This window comes from Streptomyces saintjeani, from assembly GCF_055409605.1.
The window spans coordinates 9,326,984-9,346,432 of the sequence record NZ_CP189624.1 but is presented as its reverse complement, the minus strand read 5'-3'; the positions used below and the strand labels follow the sequence as shown (position 1 = coordinate 9,346,432).

Below are 19,449 nucleotides of genomic sequence, written 5' to 3'. Positions count from 1 at the left end.
GGCGCGCCCACGACTCCCCGTCTCAGGAGAGGACTCAGAACATGACCACCACTGTGCCCGCCACCATCGCCCCCACCCTGGCCGGGCCGGACGGCCGACAGGCCGATGCCCGCGAGAAGGACGTCATGCGCTTCCGCATGGTGTCCGGACCCGATCTGACCACCCGTGCCACCGTCGTCTCCGACACCGGTGTGACCACCGAGGGACCCGGCTTCGGCGGCCAGGACTGCCTCTCGCCGACCGGCCACCCAGCCGTTCTCGACGCGTCGCACCAGGCCCTGCGCACCGAGCACGTGGCACTGTTCCGACCGGATGGGCGTCCGGCTTCGGGACCATCCGGGCGCTGATGCACCGCCGCGGCCACGTCCTGCTCGACAGCCTCTCCCACGACTCGCTGCGCCAAGGCGCCGCCGGTGGAGCCACCGTGGAGTTCTTCCGGCACCTCGACAACGATGCCGTACGACGCCATCCGAAGGGCATCCGCGCGACCGACGCCAAGAACGCCGTCCTCGTCGTCACCGAGGGTGTGTTCTCCATGGACTCCGACACCCCTCAGCTCGCCGAACTGCTGGGCATCTGCCGCGAGTACGGTGCCCAGCTGATGGTCGACGTCGCCCACGACTCGGCGCTATGGACGACTCGGGCGGCGGCCGGCTGGAGGTGCACGGCGTCCTCGGCCAGGTCGACTTCGTCGTAGGCGCGTTCTCCAAGACGTTCGCCACCACCGGCGGCTTCCTGGCCACGCCCTCGGCGTCCGCGCGGGAGTACGTGCGGATGTCCGGCGGCCCGCAGACCTCTCCAGCGCCATCACCCCCGTACAGACCGGGGCCCTCGCTCCCCTGGGCATCGTGACCTCCCCGGAGGGGGCCCGGCGGCGGTCACGGCCGTCGCCACCCGGCTCTGACGGCCCGCGGCCTGGAGGTCATGGGCGACGTGGTCCGCCCGGCCGTCCCGGTCCTCATCGGCGACACCCCCCACCGGCCGTACGGCCTCCGGTCTCGTCGAGCAGCCCGCGGTCGCCTCCGACGCGGCTCGCTTCCGCATGCGGGCCACGGCGACAGGGACGTCGACACCGCGGTCGAGATCCTCGACACCTGCATACGCACGGCGCGGCAGGCCACCGCATCGACCCGCCGAGCCCGGACTCGCGCAGACCGCTGAGCGGAGCCCGCCCAGGGGATGTCGGGCTCCGCTCAGCCGTACGCACGAAATGACGCACGCACCCGGCCGCTCTCAACAGAGTCTCGACGCCGCCGGAGCGCACTCCCGTGGGCCCGAACGTCACTCTCTGCACACGCTGGTGCAGCCGTCCGCGTGATGGCCCGAACTCCGAGCCGGACCACGCTTCGCCGTCATCTCGGCGGTGTTCCTCTACGTCACCGTCGTCAACGTCATCGAGCGCCCCGACGGCGTCAAGATCGGCGCCTGCTTCATCGCGGGCATCATCCTGGTCTCGCCGCTGTCCCGGCTGGCCCGCGCCTTTGAGCTCCGCGTCACCAGCCTGACCCTCGACCCGATGGCGGAACGATTCATCCGGGACGTGGCCAGCCGCAAAATACGGTTCATCGCCAACGAACCCGACCAGCGCGACAAGGCCGAGTACCGCGACAAGATCGAGCAGATCAGGACCGACAACGACATGCCGGAACAGGAGGACTTCGTCTTCGTCGAGGTGACGGTCACCGACCCCTCCGGGTTCGAGGCGGGCCTGACGGTACACGGCGAGGTGCTCCACAACCGCTACCGCGTCCTGACCCTGGAGTCCTCCTCCGTCCCCGACGCCCTCGCCGCCCTGCTCCCGCACGTGCGCGACACGACAGGCCGCATCCCCCACATCTACTTCGAGTGGACCGAGGGCAGCCCCTTCGCCGACTTCCTACGCTTCTTCCTCTTCGGCCAGGGCGAGGTAGCCCCCGTCACCCGGGAGGTCCTGCGCGAGGCGGAACCGGACCGCGCCCGCCGCCCCCGCGTCCACACCGGCTGACGACTGCGGCAACCGCGTCAGAATCCCGTCAACATTCACTCCCCCGGCGCTAGGACTCCGTAAGCAACGGCCGCCGGACTCCTGCGCCCGCCTAACGTCGGAGACATGGAACGGAGCACACCGGCTGCCCCGGCATTCGACCGCCACTGGCCCGGCAGCGCCCGGTTCGCGGTGGGCTGCGGCCTGGTGTTCTGCACCATGAGCCTCCTGGTCGACTGGGACGGGGGAACCCTGACGCCACTTCGTGCCCTGCTCTGGTCGGTTCTGTCCGCCGCGGTGTTCGCCGTCCTGCTGCCGCCACGGGTGAGCGCGGGCCCTGGCTGGCTGGCCGTACGCACCCTCTCGCGCAGCCTCGTCATCCGCACGGACACGCTGACGGCCGTACGGCAGTGCGGCAGTGTCTCCTCGCACCTGGTCCTACGGGACGCCCACGGCCACAGCCTGGAGCTCGACTCCCGGATCCTCGCCGCCAACCCCCTGATCTGGCACGAACTCGACACGGGCGTCCGGCGCTCCCTGGAGCACGGAACGCTGCGCTACGGAGCGGACGTCATCGACCGCCTGTGCCGTCGCATCGACGACGAGACGGCACAGGCCGTGCTGCGGGAGTCGGGACTCCTGTGACATCGAGGCCCGGCTGCTCCACGAGTACGGGCGCAGGGTCTCCTGCTCGCGGACGACCTGCGCGCGTGGGTATGCGCCTCCGGTCCGGCAGCCCCGTCGTTCATGACAGGTGCCCCGGGCGACAGTCGCGCCTACACCTCGATGTGTGAGCCCATGATGACCGTACGGTCGCGGGGCAGGCTGAAGTGTTCGGCGGCGTCAGCCGTGATGTGGGACGTGGCGATGAACAGCCTTTTGCGCCAGGGCGCCATCGTCGGTGCCTTGCCGCGCCGGAGCTCGATCTTCGACAGGAAGTAGGACGCCTGGTCGAGCTGCAACGGTCCCTCGGTCTCGGCCGGGTCCAGCAGCGCCAGCGTGGCGGGCACATCCGGCGTATCCATGTACCCGAACCGGGCGGTGACATGGATGATCCCGTCGTCCGCATGGCCGAGGCTGTCGACGATGATCCGCCGGGCGGCCGGGACGCGGGGCACGGGCTCGGTCTCGATGGAGAGGATCACGACGTGCTCGTGCCGCACGTGGTTGTGTTCCGCGTTGGCCCGCATGGCCAGCGGCGCCGTCTGCTTGCCCCGGTTGAGGAAGACGGCCGTGCCCGGGACCTGTCGTCCGGGAATCTCCCCGCTCCGGAGTTGCTCGATGAACTCGTCCAGGGAACCTTCGTGGCGGGCACGTTCCGCGGTGACGATGTCGCGGCCACGCTGCCAGGTCGTCATGACCGTGAACGCCGTGAGACCGATCAGCAGCGGCAGCCAAGCACCGTGGACGAGCTTGGTCAGGTTGGCCCCCACGAACAGCAGGTCCACGAAGAGGAGCGCGCCCCCGCCGATGCCGAGCAGCCATCGGGGCGTGCCCCATTTCGCGCGCGCGACGTAGAGGAACAGCAGCGTCGTGATGGTGATGGTGCCGGTCACCGCCATGCCGAACGCGAAGGCCAGCGCCGCGGAGCTGCGGAAGGCGAAGACCAGGGTCAGGACCGAGACCATCAGCAGCCAGTTGATCCAGGGGACGTAGATCTGGCCGACGGTGGACTCGGAGGTGTGCGCGATCCGCAGCCTCGGCAGATAGCCGAGCCGGGCCGCCTGGGAAGCGACCGAGTACGCCCCGGTGATCACCGCCTGGGAGGCGATCACCGTGGCCGCCGTCGCCAGCAGGACCATCGGCCACCGCCCCCATTCGGGCACGAGCAGGAAGAACGGGCTGCTGATGTTGTCCGTATCGTCGAGGATCAGCGCGCCCTGGCCGAGGTAGCTCAGGACGCAGGCGGGGAAGACGAGGAGCATCCAGGCGCGGGTGATGGCCCGGCGGCCGAAGTGCCCCATGTCCGCGTAGAGGGCCTCGGCGCCGGTGACCGCGAGCACCACGGCGGCCAGCGCGAAGAAGGCGGTGCCGAAGTGGCCGAACAGAAAGCCCAGGGCATAGCTCGGCCACAGCGCCCTGAGGATGTCCGGGTGATCGGCGATACCGGCGACGCCACACGCCCCGATGGCCACGAACCAGACGATCATGACCGGCCCGAACACCCGGCCGACCGCCGCCGTTCCCCGGCGCTGCACCAGGAACAGGGACACGATGATCACCGCCGTGATCGGCACCACCGCGCTGTCCAGCGACGGCTCGACGACCTTGAGTCCCTCGACCGCGGACAGCACCGAGATCGCCGGGGTGATCATGCTGTCGCCGAAGAACAGCGACGCGCCGAAGATGCCCAGCGCGGCCAGTACGGTGGCGGCTCGCCGTCCCCGCTGGGAGCTCCAGCGGCGCAGCAGCGTGATCAACGCCATGATGCCGCCCTCGCCCTCGTTGTCGGCGCGCATCGCCAGCAGCACGTACGTGACCGTGACGATGACGACAACCGACCAGAACACCAGCGACACCACGCCGTACACGTTCTGTGTGCTGACCGGGACCGGGTGCGGGTCACTCGGGTCGAACACGGTCTGGAGGGTGTAGATCGGACTGGTCCCGATGTCACCGAAGACCACGCCGAGAGCACCGATCACCACGGCGAGCCGCACCGTGTCCCGCGCGCTCGCACGACGAGCCTCCGGCGGCTCCGCCGCGGACACTTCGTCCGCTGCGGGTCCGTGCCGAGAATCGGCCATGGTGTTCCTCCTCCTCGCGGACCGCGGTGCCGCAGGCCGTGTGTATCGAGGCGGACACTACAGATGCACCAGGTCAATCGCTCGTAGGGGTGCGTCGCTTCGTCCCGAACGGTCTCTCCGTGCTGCTGCACGGTCGGCGCGAATTCGTTCCTGCTCATCGCCCTGCTGGACACGCCTCTTCAACGAGGCACTCGGTCCGCGCAGGAGCACGAGGGGAGAGACGAGAAGAGCCTCCGCCCTGACGATGAGCGAGCGGGCGCACACCCTCGCTCCATCGGCCAGAGGCTCCTCCGCCCTCAGAAGAACAGGCCACGGCAGGGACGGGGTCCACCACCCGACACATGGAGAAAAGCGCCTTGGCGAACCAGGAACAGGACGACGAGGAGCTGTTCGACCTCATCGGCGGGGTAGGCCGACGCGTCGCGCAGGGCAAGCAGGACGCGGCAGCGGATCGGGGCGGCGAGCACGCGACCGAACCGGGCCGACACATCGATGCTGGAGACAGCGGTCAGCAACCCGACAACGGCACATTGCGGTGACCGTGAGCGGCTACAGCCAGCCGTTGCGCTTGAAGTTGCGGTGGAGGAGGAAGCAGGCGGTGGCGATGACGGAGAGGACGAGGGGGTAGCCGAAGGTCCAGCGCAGTTCGGGCATGTGGTCGAAGTTCATGCCGTAGACCCCGCAGACCATGGTGGGTACGGCGATGATCGCGGCCCAAGCGGTGATCTTGCGCATGTCCTCGTTCTGGGCGACGGTCACCTGCGCGAGGTGGGCCTGGAGGATGGAGTCGAGCAGGGCGTCGAAGGCGTTGATCTGCTCGGTGACACGGGTGAGGTGGTCGGCGACGTCGCGGAAGTACGCCTGTATCTCCTTGTCGACGCAGGCGCGGGGCTCGGTGGCGATCCGGTCGAGGGGGCGGGCGAGCGGGACCACGGCCCGCTTCAGTTCCAGGAGTTCGCGCTTGAGCTGGTAGGTGCGGCCTGCGTCTGCGCTCCGCGGACTGTGGGGGGAGAAGACGTCGGTCTCGACCTGGTCGATGTCGTTCTGGACGGCGTCGGTGACGGTGACGTAGTCGTCGACGACGTGGTCGGCGATGGCGTGCAGGACGGCGGAGGGGCCCTTGGCCAGCAGGTCCGGGTGGGCTTCGAGGTTCTCGCGCAGGGGGCCGAGGGAGCCATGACGGCCGTGGCGGACGGTGACGACGAAGTCGGGGCCGGTGAAAACCATGATCTCGCCGGTGTCGACGACCTCGCTGGTCGCGGTCAGTTCGGTGTGTTCGACGTAGGTGACGGTCTTGAAGACGGAGAACAGGACCTCGCCGTACTGCTCGATCTTGGGGCGCTGGTGGGCGTGGACGGCGTCCTCGACGGCGAGCGGGTGCAGCCCGAACAGGTCGGCGACCCCGGCGAACTCCTCCTCGCCGGGTTCGTGCAGGCCCAGCCAGACGAATCCGCCGCGGTGCTTGCGGGCGTGCCGGACGGCTTCCGCCACCGAGCCGCCCGTCGACGGTGTGCGGACTCCGTCGCGGTAGACGACGCAGTTGACCACGGACGCGCCGAGCGGGGAGCGGGCCGGGTGACTGAGGTCCACACGGCGATGGCGGGTGCGCCGCGCCAGGTTCGCGACTTTGCGCAGGTTGCCGACCATGGACATACGGAATTCTCCTTCACCGGACCGTCGGATCCGGACAGTGTGCCAAATGGCGACAAGACGGATGTCAGAGCCAGCGCCTCTTGCGGAAGACCAGGTAGACGACGGTGACAATGACGGCGGTGCCGCCGAGCATCAGCGGGTAGCCGAACAGCTGGCGCAGTTCGGGCATGTGGTCGAAGTTCATGCCGTAGACGCCTGCAATGGCGATGGGGATGGCGATCAGGGCGGCGGCGGCGCTGATGCGGCGCATGTCGTGGTTCTGCTGGAGGCTGGTCCGGGCGAGGGCCATGGTCAGGGCGTTGTCGACGAGTTCGGTCAGGACGGTGACGCGTTCCGCGACCTGGGCGAGGTGGTCGGCGGCGTCGCGGAAGTAGGCGGCGAGTTCCCGGTCCACGCCGGGGACGCGGCGTTCGGCAAGGTCACGCAGCGGCCGGGCCAGTGGTGCAACGGTTCGCTTGAGTTCGACGAGTTCCCGTTTGAGCTGGTAGATGCAGCCGATGTCGTGGCCGGTGTCCGGGGAGAAGGTGTCGTTCTCGATCTCGTCGGCGTCGGCCTCCAGGGCCGTGACGACGTCCAGGTACTGGTCGACGACCGCGTCGACGATGGCGTGCAGGACGGCGACCGGGCCGTGGGCGAGACGCTCGGGGTCGGCTTCCAGACGCCTGCGGACTCCGGTGAGCGGCTCGGAGGGATCATGGCGGACGACGATGACGAAGTCGCGGCCGACGAAGGCCATGATCTCGCCGGTGCCGACGAGGTCGGCGGTGGGGGTCGGCTGGTCGTGTTCGAGGTAGACAGTGGTGCGCAGGACGAGGAAGAGGGTGTTGTCGTACTGCTCCAGCTTGGGCCGCTGGTGGGCTTCCAAAGCGTCCTCGACCGCGAGCGGGTGGAGGGCGAACGCGCGGGCGACGGAGTGGAGTTGGTCGGCGGTGGGGGTGTGCAGTCCGATCCAGGTGAAGGCGCCGGGGGTGGTGCGGGCGGCGTGCATGGCCTCGTCCAGCGGCAGCTGGCCTGGCCGGCGGCGCCCGTACTCGTACAGGGCGCAGTCGACGACGGGGACCTGCGGTCGGGGCGTGTTGTGGGCCGTCATGGCTCACCTCCTTGCGGTGCGCGGACGTGGTCCGGGTCACCGGTTAGCATATTTGCATGGAAGCGCAAGTAGCGTCATGGGACGAGGAGCGGGCAGAGCGCTCGGTGGCGGTGCTCAAGGCGGTCGCCGATCCGTCGCGCTACCGCCTGCTGTGGGCGCTGAGCGAGCGAGAGCTGCCGGTCAGCCGGCTGGCGGAGCTGATCGGCGCGCACGTCGCGGCCACCTCCCAGCACCTGGCGAAGCTGCGGGCGGCCGGGCTGGTCGCCGCCCGCCGTGAGGGCACGCGGATCTACTACCGGGCCGCCGGCCATCAGGTGCGGGCATTGCTGGAGAGCGCGGTACTGGCCGGCGACGCCGCCGAGGCCCCGGAGGACGCGGCGGAGGCGGAGGTGCCCGCGACGGTCGCGCAGGAGCACCCGGCCGCGGCGCGGGCACGGCACCGCCCGGTTGCGGAGACCTGAGTTTCCGCTCGTCATGCGGCCGTCCGCCGCCAGGCGGCGGAGACGACGGCCGGTTCCATGCTGATGCGGGCGACCGCGCTCTCCACCGGTGTGCTGTCGGCTCCGTCGGAGGTGATCTCCGCGCGTATCCGCACCTGCCCGTCCTCGCCGTCGGCGGTGGCGGCGACCGCGTGCAGGCGGCTGGCGGAACCGGCCAGGGACTGTACGAGCAGGGTGCGGACGTGGGCTTCGTCGCGGGCGGCGACCACCGCTTCCACGCAGTACGGGGTCGGGACCTCGTCGCCCGAGCCTGGCTGACGGTCCAGGCGCTGGGCGAGTCCGCGTACGGCGGTGTTGACGGCGACGACCGCCGCCGCGCCGACGAGTGCGTACCCGGGCAGGCCGGCTCCGGCGAGGGAACCCACGGCGGCCGAACACCACAGGGTGGCAGCGGTGTTGATCCCGGAGACGTTGAGGCCGTCGCGCATGATGACGCCGGCGCCGAGGAAGCCGATGCCGGAGACCACCTGGGCGGCGACCCGGCTGGGATCGCCCGTGCCGAAGGAGCTGGACAGCAGCACGAACAGGGCGGAGCCGGTGGCCACCAGGGTGTTGGTGCGCAGCCCGGCCATCCGCTGGCGCCACTGCCGCTCGATGCCGATCAGCGCGCCCGCGGCCAGCCCCGTGCAGAGACCGGTGGCGAAGTGCAGCGTGTTCATCGGACCTGTCCCTCTCGTACTGCGTCGGCATCGGCATCGGTGTCGGTGTCGGTGTCGCCTTCGTCGAGGCGGTACTCCTGAGGCTCGGCGTCATAGGAGTACAGCTCGCCGTAGCGGCCCCAGTCGGTGGCTGTCTCCAGCTGGCGGGTGACCTGCTCGCTGGTGAAGTGGTGGGCCAGCACGTCGCGGAAGAACCCGGAGCGCAGGGTTCCGTCGGGGTTCTGGCGCAGGCTACTGGTGATCAGCCTGACCAGCGGGGCGCCCGATGCCGCCTGGGCGAAGATGGTCTTGGACTTCTGTACGTCGGCGCCGGCGAAAGCGGCTCCGGTGTCGGTGAGCAGCAGGTCGTCGCCGTGCACGACGGCGAAGCCGAGCAGGTCGAGGGCGTCGACGAGGGGCAGCACGTCGTCGACCTCCAGGCCGAGGTCGTCGACCAGGTCGGCGAGGTCGGCGCGTCCGTCGCGGTGGGCGATCATCTCCGCCAGACCGGACAGGCCGTCCACGCTCGCGGTGGGCAGCGGGGTGTTGGCCGGGGTGCGCTTCTCCAGCTCCACGGCGTCCACCGGCTCGGCCCGGCCGGGGGTGCGGCCTTCTTTCTGCCGACCGGTCATCGTCCGGTACACGCGGTCGATGAGGTCCTCGAAGGCGGCCGAATTCCGGTCCCGGGGGCGCTCCAGGCCGACCTCGAAGACCTCGCGGACGGTGCCGTAGGGGCGGGAGCCGAGAACGACGATCCGGTCGGCCATCAGCACGGCTTCCTCGATGTTGTGCGTGACCAGCACGATCGCCCGGATGGGGAACTGCCCGGACTCCCACAGCTCCATCAGTTCGCCGCGCAGGTTCTCGGCCGTGAGCACGTCGAGGGCGGAGAACGGCTCGTCCATCATCAGGACGTCCGGCTCCACGACCAATGCCCGTGCGAAGCCGACGCGCTGGCGCATACCGCCGGACAACTCCTTGGGGTAGGCGGACTCGAAGCCGTCCAGACCGATCAGGTCGATGGCCTGCCGGGCCGCGTCCGCCCGCTCGACGGCACCGACTCCCTTGGCCTCCAGGCCGAGTTCGACGTTCTGCTGCACGGTCAGCCACGGCAGCAGCGCGAAGGTCTGAAACACCATGGCCGTACCCGGGTTGGCGCCGGTCAGGGGGGCGCCCTTGTAGGCGACGGTGCCGGAACTGACCGGCACCAGCCCGGCCAGGCAGCGCAGCAGCGTCGACTTGCCCGAGCCCGACTTGCCCAGCAGGGCGACGACTTCACCGGCGTGGACCTGGAGGTCGATACCGGACAGGACGGGCAGCTCGCCGTCGGCGCCCGCGTAGGACTTGGTCAGGCCGACGGTCTCCAGCAGGATGTCGCCGTCCGCGGAACAGGTCCTGTCGAAGGTCGAGATATTGCGGTCGGCGCGCAGGCCGCCGAGGGAGTTCAGCACCATGATGTGCTCCAAGTCGCTTGAAAGACAGGGAAGTTCAGAGGGAGTAGCGGGCCTCGGCCAGCCGGTACAGACGGCGCCACAGCAGCCGGTTCAGCCCGACGACGTAGACACTCATCACCGCCACACCCGCGATGAGGTGCGGGTAGTCGCCGCTCTCGGTGGCCTTCGCGATGTACGCGCCCAGGCCCGTAGCGGTGAGCGTCGTGCCGCCGAAGGTGACGACCTCGGAGACGATCGAGGCGTTCCAGGCACCGCCCGAGGCCGTGATACCTCCGGTGACGTACGAGGGAAAGATGCCCGGGATGATCAGTCGCCGCCACCGCTGCCAACCGACGACTCCGAGGTCGTCCATGGCCTCGCGCAGGTCGGTCGGAATGGCCATCGCCCCGGCGATGGTGTTGAAGAGGATGTACCACTGGGCGCCGAGCGCCATCAGCAACGTGCCGCCGATATTGATCGACAGGCCGGTCTTCAGGAAGAACCACACCGCCAGCGGGAAAAGGAAGTTGGCCGGGAAGGAGGCCAGTACCTGGACCACGGGCTGGGCGATACGGGTCAGCCTCGGCGAGAAGCCGATTCTCACCCCGATCGGCACCCAGATCACCGTCGCCAGCGCGACCAGGACCAGGACCCGGGCGAGGGTGGCCAGGCCCAGCAACAGCGGCTCACCGAAGACGCCGAGGCCGGTACGGTCGTCGAGAAAGCGGCCGAGGTCGAACAGCCCCCACAGGATCAGCCCGCCCGCGACGACGGTGAAGACGACGTCACCGGTGCGCTGCCGCGCGGGATCCACCACCAGCGGCCGGTCGTCCCGGCCCAGGACGCGCCCCGCCCGGTTCAGCCCCCGCCCGACCGGGCGCAGCATCCGGCCGAGCAACCGCGGCCAGTGCGAACGCCGCAGGAAGTCCAGGACGTACGACCGCTGCACCTCGCTCGCCTCGGACTGCTCGTTCTTGAACTTCTCCGCCCAGGCCGTCAGGGGCCGCCAGAACAGAAAGTTCACGCCCATCACCATCACGGCCATGGTCAGGATGGCCCAGCCGACCTTGCCGAGGTCGCCGTCGGTGATCGCAGCACCGGCGTAGGAGCCGACTCCGGGCAGGGCGTACTGCTGGTTGTTGACGCTGATCGCCTCGGACGCGACCAGGAAGAACCAGCCGCCGCCGAAGCTCATCATGCCGTTCCAGACCAAGCCGATCGTCCCGGCCGGGACCTCGACCCTCCAGAACCGCATCCACCGGGTGAAGCCGAACGACCGTGACAGCTCGTCGAGTTCGCGTGGCAGGGAGGTGAGGGAGTAGTAGAAGCCGAACGTCATGTTCCACGCCTGCGAGGTGAAGATCGCGAAGATCGACGCACACTCCAGGCCCAGCATCGATCCGGGGAACAGCGCGATGAACCCCGTCACCGCCACGGTCAGGAAGCCCAGCACCGGCACCGACTGCAGGATGTCCAGCGCGGGGATCAGGATCCGCTCCAGCCGACGGCTCTTGGCAGCCGAGTAGGCGTAGCAGAACGTGAACGCGACCGACAGGGCCAGCGCCACGAACATCCGCAGCAGTGACCGCGCGGCGTCGTACGGCAGCTGGGACGGATCGGTGTCGACGTGCACGTTCTGATGGGTACTGAAGGCGACGGTGGCGCCCTGACCCACCCGCAGCACCACGTAGAGCAGGACGAGCACGGCAGCGGCGACCGCCGCGTCCACCCAGGAGAAATGCGACAGACGCCCCGGCAGTCGCGCGACCAGGGGCGTGCGCACCGCCGACTCGGCAGGCTTGGTGTCCGTACGGAACGACATCACGGAAGACCTCCGCCCACACTCTGGGCACGCCGGCATCACCCCGCCGAGGCAGACGCGCCGACAGCAGGGCAGGGCTCACCCACGCAGCATGGGAAAGACAGGTGAGAGAAGAAGGGGGGTGTGCGCCTGGGAAGCCACCGCCTCCTCATCGGGAGCGGGCCACGTCCGGCGCGGGGAATCAGGGCCGGGGCCCGGAGGTACGAAAGTCAGCGAGTGCCCGGAAGGCAGCGCGGACTGGGAGGTTCGGCACCCATGGCTGCCTCCGATCCGTGAGGTGGCTGTGCCCCGGCAGGCGCTCTCGGCTCACGCGGAACCCGACCTCACGAGTGTGCCCCTTGTTGCGCCATTACGCAAATATGAGGGTCACCCAATGGCTCACGCCTGCGCCGGGCGGCCAACACCTTCGCAGTGGCCGCTCACCCGAGGGGACCCCACCCCACTTGAGAACCTTCACGAACCTGCACACCCGACACCGTTCAAGGCCAGCGGAAACCTTCCCGAAACCGCCGAAAAATTCCCTGACAGCCGGTCAGGGAATCACGTAAGTGCAGGTCAAAGGCATAGTAGACGCGTCCTCGCCAGGCACCTTCTAAGACCGTGTCCTACGTGGTGAGGCGGACGTTGGTCTGTTCATGGGGCGGGGTACGTGGAGTTGGATTGTTCCGGACGGACTGTGGGAGATCGCGAAGCCGCTGATCCCGCCGTCGAGGGTGCGTCCGCAGGGCGGCGGGACACAGGACACACCTGATGAGACGCTGTTCGCCGCGATCGCCTACGTGCTGGTCAGCGGCTGCGCCTGGCGCACTCTGCCGCCCTGCTTCGGGATATCGAAGTCGACCGCCCACCGCCGGTTCCTGATCTGGTCGAGAGCCGGCGTCTGGGGCCGCCTCCACGAAGTCGTGCTGCACCGGCTCGACGACGCCGGGCTCATCGACGTCACCCGCGTCGTCCTCGACACCGCCCACGTCAGGGCTAAAAAAAGGGGGCGAACACACAGGTCCCAGCCCCGTGGACCGAGGCAGGCCGGGCTCCAGGATGCACGTCCTGTCGGATGCGAACGGACTGACCCTCCTCGTCGGCATCTCAGCTGGTAACACCCACGACAGCGAAGGGCTGAAGCCCATGATCGAGGGTCACCGAACGAAACACGACCCTCACCGCGGCCGGTACTTCAAACCCCAGCGCCTCCACGCAGACAAAGCCTACGACCACGCCAGCCTGCGGAAATGGCTGCGGGGCAAACGCATCGGAGTCCGGATCGCGCGCAAAGGCATCGAGTCCGGCGAACGGTTGGGGCGCCGCAGGTGGGTGATCGAGCGCACGATGTCGCGGCTGTCCGGCTACCGCAGACTCAGTCCCCGCTACGAGCGTCACCCCCGCAACCAGGGGCATTGCGTGATTGGGATTGGTCCGGTTCGCCGGTCTCATGAGTGACGTGGCGTCATGTCCGTTGTGCGGCAAGGGGCCCAGGAGAGCAGAGCAGGCACGGTGCTGGTGATCATGTGGTTGTCGAGACCCATGAGAACCGAGCGAGACCGTGCCTGCGCGAACATCATTGCCCATCCCTCCCGCACTGGGGCAACCGGGTTCCCCAACCGATCCCCTCACCTCAAGCGATGTTGCTGACCTGCGGCGTTTCCTGATCCTGGTCGCCGATCCTCGCGATGCGCGAGGACTGCGGTATCCGGCCCTCGCGCTGCTGTGCGCAGCCGTCTCGGCGGTGCTGACCGGGGCTCGCTCGCTCATCGCGATCAGCGAGTGGATCACCGATGCCCCGCAGCATGTGTTGGGCGTCCTCGGCTTCGCTGTCGATCCACTCACCGGCCTGCGGCCGGTGCCGCACGCCGCAACCGTGCGGCGCCTGCTGCAACGTGTGGACGGTGACGAGCTGGACGCGGCAATCAGCGCGTATCTGCAGGCCAGAACACCGCCCCCGATCAAGCCGGAGGCAGAGAAAGGGCCGGTGCGACGGGTGATCGCGGTTGATGGCAAGGTGGTCCGCGGATCGCGAACCGCAATGGCCACGGCGATTCAACTGCTGGCGGCGATGGACCACCACGGCGTGGTCCTGGCCCAGCGACAGGTCGTTTCCAAGAGCAACGAGATCCCCTCCTTCGCGCCGTTGTCGGACGGTCTCGAGCTGGAGAAAACGGTGGTGACCGCCGACGCTCTGCACACCCAGCACGACCACGGGACCTATCTGACCAGTCGCGGCGCGCACTACGTGGCCGTCGTGAAGAAGAACCATCCGGGCCTGTACTCCCAGATCAGGACACTGCCCTGGCGGGACATCCCGCTCGGGCACTGCACTCGCGACCACGCCCACCACCGCGACGAAATCCGCCGGCTCAAGGCCGCCGCGTTCAGCCACCTCGACTACCCCGGAGCCCGCCAGGCGATCCAAGTCGTACGGTGGCGACGCGACTTGAGCACCGGGAAGCTGACCATCGAGCGCGTCTACCTGATCACCAGCCTGAGCGTCTTCGACGCCAACTGCACCGAGCTCGCCACCTGGATCAGAGGCCACTGGGGTATCGAGAACCTCCTGCACCACGTGCGGGACCGCACGTTCCGCGAGGACGACTCCAAGGTCCGCACCGGCACCCTGCCTCGCGCCATGGCCTCCCTGCGCAACCTCGCCATCAGCGTCTTCCGCCAGGACGGCCAGACCAACATCGCCGCCGCCCTACGTCACACCGGCCGCGACTACCACCGGCCCCTACGAGCCATCGGCCTCACGTGACGAACCCAGACAGATCTCGATCACGCAATGACCCTGCCCCCGCAACTACCTGGCATTTCTCGGTCTCGCCGCCGCCCTCTGCTGCTACAAACGGTTCGTCCGCCTCACCACGTAGGACACGGTCTAACCTCGGGCTTTCATGAAGCGTGCTGTCCGGCAGGCGGTCAGGAAAGCAGAAAGTGCCTCTGACCAGCAAGAATGAGGATTGTCTAGGTCCTTGTTCCTGCCACCGCCGGAGGCACTTCCCAGGTGAAGCACCCTATCGGGTCCTACCCCCGTGTCCACGTCCAGGACGACGGCCGCCAGGTCGTCACCCAGGCCGGGTCGGTCCTGCTCGTCGAAACGGTCCGCAAAGCGGGCCTTGGCCAGGCCGTATCCCAGGCTCTGGCTCCGTGGCGGAAGCCGCGGGCCGTCCACGATCCAGGCAAGATCCTCCTGGACGTCGCCATGGCGGTTGCACTGGGCGGGGACTGCCTCGCGGACGTCGCGATGCTGCGGTGTGAGCCAGCCGTCTTCGGCCCGGTCGCCTCCGACCCGACCGTCTCCCGCCTGATCGACACTCTCGCCGCCTCCGGCGAGAAAGCCCTGCAGGCCATGCGGTCCGCGCGGGCCGAAGTCCGGGGCCGCGTCTGGTTGTTGGCGGGCAAGAACGCCCCGGACACCGATGGACAGGTCACCGTCGACCTCGACGGCGTCCTCGTGATCGCGCACTCCGACAGGCAGGACGCGGCCGCGACCTGGAAGAAGACCTACGGCCATCACCCCCTGACGGCCTTCGTCGACCATGGCCCGGGCGGAACCGGAGAGCCCGTCGCTGCGCTCCTGCGACCGGGGAACGCGGGCTCCAACACCGCCGCCGACCACATCACCGCCGCCCAACTCGCCCTGGCCCAGCTGCCCAAGCACTACCGGCGAGGGCGGCAGACGCTGATCCGCACGGACTCCGCCGGCGGCACCCACGACTTCGTGTCCTGGCTCGCGAAACGAGGACGATGGCTGTCCTACTCGGTCGGCATGACGGTCACCGAAGCGATCCACGAACACGTACTGAAGGTCCCCGCCTCAGCCTGGACCCCGGCCGTCGAGGCCGACGGTGAGGCCCGGGACGGGGCCTGGATCGCCGAGCTCACCGGCAAGCTCCTGGACGGCTGGCCCAAGGGCATGCGGCTCATCGTCCGAAAGGAACGGCCCCATCCTGGCGCCCAGTTGAGGATCACGGACGCGGACGGCATGCGCATCACGTGCTTCGCGACCAACACCACCGGCCGGCCGAGCGCCGAGCTCGAACTCCGTCACCGGCTCCGGGCACGGGCCGAGGACCGGATCCGGGGCGCCCGGGCCACCGGCCTGCGCAACCTGCCCCTGCACGACACCGCCCAGAACCGGGTCTGGCTGGAGATCGTCCAGATCGCGCTCGACCTGCTGGCCTGGATGCCCATGCTCGCCCTCACAGGCCGGGCGAGGCTCTGGGAACCGCGTCGCCTGCGGTTCCGCCTGTTCTCCGCGGCCGGCCAGCTCGTCACCACCGGTCGGCGCAGGATCCTTCGCCTCGCCCGGCACTGGCCCTGGACCGGCGAGATCACCGCAGCCCTTGAACGGCTCGCGCTCCTGCCCGACCCCGGCTGACCAGCAACCCACCGTCCCTGCGACAGCATCACCCGCCCCCGGCAGTGGAACCCGGCGCACACCCGACGCGACAGCCGGGCCGCCGGCCTGCCCACCATCAGCTCCGGAAAGCGAAAGAGCCCACCGCCTCCGTCGGCGGACCCCCGCGAAAGATCGAGGCTAAGCACTTGGCCACGGGTTCGAGTCCTGCCGGGGGCGCCCAAAACATGGCTGGTCAACGTCCGTGCCGATGACAGTGAGCAGGGCGGTCACGTCGGTCGCCATCCGGCTCAGCTCTTCCGCTGTCGCGGCAGGAATGGTCACTTGGATTTCGATCTCTCGACGTGGCCGCAAATAGTGGACCTCCAACCGGAAGGCGCCGCAGAGACGGGGGTCTGTCGGGCTGGCGGTCCTACCGTCGAGGGTGTGCGGAACGGCGTGCGATGCCGCCGCCTCGGCGGGAACGGCGTCCACAATTCGGTCCGCCGTCCAATACCGCTCTTCCCCGCGCAGGCTCGGTCCGGAGGCGGCGGACGCCGTCCCGGCACTCAGCGTGCCCGCACTCAGCCCGAGCACCAGAGCCGGCAGCCATCTCCGAAACGCAACGGGACCGTCTTCTCATTTCGACGAGGACACTGGACGGCAAACGCCGCGACGCTATCCACCCAACCTTCGATTCTGGTCGGCTTAAGCCGTGAAAATAGTAAATTGGCGTGAGGTGAACCACCGTCAGCAGTACGGGCGCCGCCACTTCGGACCTTGTGCCACAACGCCTCGGCTCAAGTATGAGATTTATCTGTGCTTTCCATGAACTTACCGTGATTGTCGTCATGTTTCTTCACCTCGCAAGGATGTTCTAGCGTCTCCTTCGACCACTTTTTGCTTTACATCTGTGTATGGGGGGCCGTAGATGTGCCGTCACCCATGCCCGAAAGGAACTCGGGTGACTCCTGGACTGCGCAGGACGCTTCCGCTCGCGGGGATCGCCGCCCTCGTGGCACTTGTCGGTGTTCCGGTGCTTGCGAGTGCCGACCCGCAACCGACAGGGGGGACCACCGAGGCCACCCCGCCATCCGCGGTGGAGGACTTCGCCTATCCGAACGCGGACCAGATCCAGCGGGAGAAGGGCATCAAGTTGATCAGGGGCGACGGGCACATCACCCTCGCCGATTGCGACAGCGCAAGCTCACAGATCAGGGTCCAGACCGTGCAGGGCTCCGATGGAAACTCCCAGGGCACGTACTGCTTCACGGTCACCGCGAAGAGCGGCTACCTCGATCTCGAACTCCCGCGCATCTTCGCGCTGGAGACCGCTGATCACCCCATCAGCGCCGACCTCAAGCCCCAGGACGATCCCTCGGCGCCGACCAAGACCGTGGCCGTGGCCAAGAACAGCTTCCAGAGCGTGGGTGAGGGGGTGGCCGGCGGTACACCCGCCGTGCTGCTGACCCTGCGGGTCACCGGCTGACCCGCTGTCACCTGCCCGTGTCCCCCTTCGCTTCCGCATCTTTTCCGAGGAATCTCATGCCCGGCTCTCGTCCCCGCGCCGCGTGGACCGGCGGCCTTCTCGCCGTCACCTCCCTGGCCACCGTCCTGGCCTGCACTCCCGCAGGAGCCGTTTCGGGCCCTGCGGCCCCTGACACCGTGTCGGTCGCGACCGCACGGCTCGACATCGGCGGCGGGCGCGGCTGCTCCGCCACCCTTGTCGCCCCCCAGTGGCTGCTGACCGCCGCGAGCTGTTTCACCGACGCCTCCGGCGCCACACTCACCGCCGGTGCCCCGAAGGCGAAGACCACCGCCACCATCGGCGGCAGCACCCAGCAAGTGGTGACCCTGGTGCCCCGCGCCGACCGTGACGTGGTGATGGCCCAGCTCGCCGCACCGGTCACCGGTGTCACCCCCCTCCCGGTGACCGGCACCGCGCCGGTTGCCGGAGACGAGGTCCAGGCCGCGGGATTCGGCCGCACGCACGACGAGTGGGTGCCCGGCCAGGTGCATGCCGCCGCGTTCAGCGTGGAGAACGTCGCGGCCACCACGGTGGGCTTGGCGGGCAAACCGGACGGCGGCGTGATCTGCAAGGGTGACACCGGCGGCCCGATCGTGAGCAGTGCGGGCGGCCACACGGCGGTCAGTGCGGTCAGCAGCCTCTCCTGGCAAGGAGGTTGCCTGGGTACCGATCCGGCCGAGACCCGTACCGGGGCCGTGGCGGCCCGGGTGGACGACCTTGCCGGCTGGGTACAGCAGATCGTCTACCACCCCGCTTTCGCGGGTGCGCCGTGGAAGCACGCGGTGGGCATGACAGCGGGATACTTCACCGGCGGCGCTCCCGGCGGCTCCCGTCACATGGACCTGATCGTGCGGTGGGACGACGGCGAGGTCACCCTGTACCAGGGCGGGAGCAGCAACGATCCCGCGCATCCTTTCGCCGCGGAGTACCGGCTCGCGGCGAGCAAGAGCATCTGGGCCAAGGCCGTCTCGATGACCGCGGTCGACACGGGCGGGACGGCCGAAGGGCTGGCTGTGCGCTGGATCGACGGCGAGATGACCCTCTACACGAACGTCGATGCCAAGGGTTTCCACGGGGAGAAGCAGCTCGCCGCGCCTGGGAGCGCTCTGTGGCGCGACCAGGCCCGGCTGATGGCCGGGGGGCACTTCACTGCCGGTACCGACCGGGACGACCTCCTCGTCACCTTCGAAGACGGCCACGTCTCCCTCTTCACCCACCTCACCGCGAACGGCCTGCGCAAGCAGACCCAGATCACTCCCAAGAACGCGGTCTGGCCCCATGCCGGCCAGCTCACCTCGGGTTCCTTCAGCGGCAGTGCCACCGACGACGTGATCGTGCGCTGGAGCGACGGCGAGACCACCCTCTACCCCGGGCTCACCTCCGGCGGTCTTCCTCACGAGATCCGGCTGCGTCCCGCGAACTCCCCTTGGAAGGACGCCGTTCTCGTCACCGCGGGTGCTTTCACCACCAACACCAGCGCCGACGATCTTCTCGTCCGCTGGAGCGACGGCCGTCTCAGCCTCTTCCCCGGTGTCGACGCGAGCGGCCTCCACACCGAGACACCCCTTACCACCGGCTGACATCACCCGTACAGCTTTCGAGGAGACGGCCCTGCCGACGGCCTCTCCTCTCGAACATCCCACCGTGCCATGTCCGCGAGCGCTGACCACGCTCGCGAACCCGGCCGGTGCGCATCTCCAAGCATTCCCCCACCTCATGAAGAGAGTTGGCAGTGATACATCCAC

Annotated in this window: 15 protein-coding genes and 3 pseudogenes; 11 read left to right on the top strand and 7 right to left on the bottom strand. The window is 68.8% G+C overall.

Going from position 1 to position 19,449, the window contains the following annotated elements; all coding sequences use genetic code 11:
* Positions 1–41 precede the first annotated feature (41 nt).
* The 5 genes and pseudogenes from ACQCO7_RS41945 (at position 42) to ACQCO7_RS41925 (ending at position 2,608) form a co-directional block, all read left to right on the top strand.
* Entirely contained in the window at positions 42–347 is a 306-nt protein-coding gene (locus ACQCO7_RS41945) for a hypothetical protein (RefSeq protein WP_464076760.1), read from the top strand.
* Positions 347–697, top strand: coding sequence for an aminotransferase class I/II-fold pyridoxal phosphate-dependent enzyme (locus ACQCO7_RS41940; protein WP_464076759.1), 351 nt, complete (start codon positions 347–349; stop codon positions 695–697). The genes ACQCO7_RS41945 and ACQCO7_RS41940 overlap by 1 nt, the downstream gene beginning before the upstream one ends.
* On the top strand, positions 631–852 hold the full coding sequence (locus ACQCO7_RS41935; RefSeq protein ID WP_464077455.1) for a hypothetical protein: 222 nt from the start codon (positions 631–633) through the stop codon (positions 850–852). Before ACQCO7_RS41940 ends, ACQCO7_RS41935 begins: the two co-directional genes overlap by 67 nt.
* Positions 853–1,345: 493 nt before the next feature.
* Positions 1,346–1,984: pseudogene (locus ACQCO7_RS41930) on the top strand (amino acid transporter); the annotation flags it as partial.
* Positions 1,985–2,089: 105 nt separating this feature from the next.
* Complete coding sequence (locus ACQCO7_RS41925) at positions 2,090–2,608, top strand: hypothetical protein (RefSeq protein ID WP_464076758.1); 519 nt, start codon at positions 2,090–2,092, stop codon at positions 2,606–2,608.
* A gap of 131 nt (positions 2,609–2,739) precedes the next feature.
* Here ACQCO7_RS41925 and ACQCO7_RS41920 read toward each other — a convergent pair whose 3' ends face one another.
* The 4 genes and pseudogenes from ACQCO7_RS41920 to ACQCO7_RS41905 all read right to left on the bottom strand — a co-directional run bounded on the left by ACQCO7_RS41920 (position 2,740) and on the right by ACQCO7_RS41905 (position 7,453).
* Positions 2,740–4,710, bottom strand: coding sequence for a potassium transporter Kup (locus ACQCO7_RS41920; protein WP_464076757.1), 1,971 nt, complete (start codon positions 4,708–4,710; stop codon positions 2,740–2,742).
* Positions 4,711–5,093: 383 nt separating this feature from the next.
* Positions 5,094–5,225 (bottom strand): annotated as a pseudogene (locus ACQCO7_RS41915) (transcriptional regulator); the annotation flags it as partial.
* Positions 5,226–5,259: 34 nt separating this feature from the next.
* Positions 5,260–6,363: a magnesium and cobalt transport protein CorA gene (locus ACQCO7_RS41910; protein ID WP_464076756.1), complete on the bottom strand. Its 1,104-nt coding sequence runs from the start codon at positions 6,361–6,363 to the stop codon at positions 5,260–5,262.
* Between the two features lie 64 nt (positions 6,364–6,427).
* The gene (locus tag ACQCO7_RS41905) at positions 6,428–7,453 is read right to left on the bottom strand and encodes a magnesium and cobalt transport protein CorA (protein WP_464076755.1); all 1,026 of its coding nucleotides are present in this window, start codon (positions 7,451–7,453) and stop codon (positions 6,428–6,430) included.
* Between the two features lie 56 nt (positions 7,454–7,509).
* Between ACQCO7_RS41905 and ACQCO7_RS41900 the strand changes: the two genes are divergently transcribed.
* A complete protein-coding gene (locus ACQCO7_RS41900) occupies positions 7,510–7,914 on the top strand; it encodes an ArsR/SmtB family transcription factor (protein WP_464076754.1) in 405 nt (134 codons plus the stop codon).
* 11 nt (positions 7,915–7,925) lie between these two features.
* On the opposite strand, the gene ACQCO7_RS41895 is transcribed toward ACQCO7_RS41900, so the two are convergent.
* From ACQCO7_RS41895 to ACQCO7_RS41885, 3 genes are read right to left on the bottom strand one after another with little or no spacing between them, the layout of a single operon-like run.
* Positions 7,926–8,612 (bottom strand): MgtC/SapB family protein, encoded by a 687-nt coding sequence (locus ACQCO7_RS41895; RefSeq protein ID WP_464076753.1) that lies wholly within the window; start codon positions 8,610–8,612, stop codon positions 7,926–7,928.
* Positions 8,609–10,045 (bottom strand): ABC transporter ATP-binding protein, encoded by a 1,437-nt coding sequence (locus ACQCO7_RS41890; RefSeq protein ID WP_464076752.1) that lies wholly within the window; start codon positions 10,043–10,045, stop codon positions 8,609–8,611. Before ACQCO7_RS41890 ends, ACQCO7_RS41895 begins: the two co-directional genes overlap by 4 nt.
* Before the next feature lie 34 nt (positions 10,046–10,079).
* On the bottom strand, positions 10,080–11,846 hold the full coding sequence (locus tag ACQCO7_RS41885; protein ID WP_464076751.1) for an ABC transporter permease: 1,767 nt from the start codon (positions 11,844–11,846) through the stop codon (positions 10,080–10,082).
* 635 nt (positions 11,847–12,481) lie between these two features.
* Here ACQCO7_RS41885 and ACQCO7_RS41880 point away from each other — a divergent pair.
* The 5 genes and pseudogenes from ACQCO7_RS41880 to ACQCO7_RS41860 all read left to right on the top strand — a co-directional run.
* Positions 12,482–13,232: pseudogene (locus ACQCO7_RS41880) on the top strand (IS5 family transposase); the annotation flags it as partial.
* Between the two features lie 154 nt (positions 13,233–13,386).
* On the top strand, positions 13,387–14,592 hold the full coding sequence (locus tag ACQCO7_RS41875) for an ISAs1 family transposase (protein ID WP_464076517.1): 1,206 nt from the start codon (positions 13,387–13,389) through the stop codon (positions 14,590–14,592).
* A 249-nt stretch (positions 14,593–14,841) separates the two neighbouring features.
* On the top strand, positions 14,842–16,218 hold the full coding sequence (locus ACQCO7_RS41870) for an IS1380 family transposase (RefSeq protein ID WP_464076750.1): 1,377 nt from the start codon (positions 14,842–14,844) through the stop codon (positions 16,216–16,218).
* 922 nt (positions 16,219–17,140) lie between these two features.
* The gene (locus tag ACQCO7_RS41865; RefSeq protein WP_464076749.1) at positions 17,141–17,665 is read left to right on the top strand and encodes an LBP/BPI/CETP family protein; all 525 of its coding nucleotides are present in this window, start codon (positions 17,141–17,143) and stop codon (positions 17,663–17,665) included.
* Between the two features lie 56 nt (positions 17,666–17,721).
* On the top strand, positions 17,722–19,284 hold the full coding sequence (locus tag ACQCO7_RS41860) for a trypsin-like serine protease (protein ID WP_464076748.1): 1,563 nt from the start codon (positions 17,722–17,724) through the stop codon (positions 19,282–19,284).
* Positions 19,285–19,449: the final 165 nt, after the last annotated feature.